Origin of the sequence: Psychrobacter sp. Ps6 (genome assembly GCF_022129235.1) — a bacterium.
Classification (GTDB): Bacteria; Pseudomonadota; Gammaproteobacteria; order Pseudomonadales; family Moraxellaceae; genus Psychrobacter.
The window spans coordinates 1-1,194 of sequence record NZ_JADQAI010000154.1 but is presented as its reverse complement, the minus strand read 5'-3'; the positions used below and the strand labels follow the sequence as shown (position 1 = coordinate 1,194).

Below are 1,194 nucleotides of genomic sequence, written 5' to 3'. Positions count from 1 at the left end.
AAACCAAAGGCGATAATGTCAGTGGTTATGATTTTGCCGAATTTGATCCAACCACGAACCCTGCTCAGCTCAATAATATTGTGAGTCCAATTACGGTGAACGGTTATCCAAACGCTGGATTCTTTAATTCGGTTGGTTTTAATCGTTTAAATGGCTTGTTCTATGGTGTCTTTGTCGATCAAGATAGTACGGATGGTAATGTGATGTTGTACGTAACGGATCGCGATGGCACTGAGTTTGTTTCACTTGGTACTATTACGGCTGATGGTTCGCAAAGCTTTACTCATGCAGTTAATGGTTTGGCTACCTTTAATAATAATCAACCATTATCACAAACAGGTAGTGGGGTTAATGTAACCTCTCCTACATCTGGCGATGTGTCACCAGATGGTCAGTATCTCTATGTATTTAATGGTGGTTGGGATTCAATTCTGAGGATCAATTTGACAACGCAGGAGTTTATTTCTGTTCCATTATCTGCTCCTATAGTGATTGGTGGCGATATCTCCTTTAGCGTCAACGATAATATGTTATACGGGGTTGATCTTGTGACAGGCACGTATTATCAAATTAATCCAACGTCAGGAGCTGTAGCATCTTATCCCGTGAACTTTAATGGATTGTTACCAGTATCAAATACAGGTAGTACAGCTGCGGGAGGCTCAATTATGGATGATGGAGTCATGCTTTATGCTTTTGCTAATGGCGGTGATCATGATACGGATGGTGATAATACTCATGATTTAATCGACAGTACTGCGGTATATCAACTTAATGTTGTTACCGGAGAGATGAAGTTTGTTATTGAAGGCATTGATGTTTCTATCGTTGCTAATGATGCCGCTGGTTGTTACTACGCACGAGACTATGGTGATGCTCCTGTCACTTACGGTGATGCTTTCCACAATTATTCTGATACCGGTAATGATGGGGATCCAGCCCTAGATGGTGATCAAGACCTCACGTTAGGTGCTAACTGGGACAGTGAGTTTGTTAGCCAGTTCTCTGCCGATGCTACAGGTGATGACATCCAAGCCTCTGACGATGAAGATGGCGTGACACTACCTGCAAGCATTACGGTTGCAACGTCAACGCCTGTTACTGTTTCGGTTCCACAAGCAACGGGCTTCTTGAATGTCTTTATTGATCTCAATGGTGATGGTGATTTTGCTGATGTGGGTGAATTGATTATTG

At 42.3% G+C, this 1,194-nt stretch carries 1 protein-coding gene; it reads left to right on the top strand.

What is annotated here, in order from left to right:
* On the top strand, positions 1-1,194 hold a 1,194-nt coding region (locus I3255_RS14520), incomplete at both ends, for a hypothetical protein (RefSeq protein WP_238039455.1).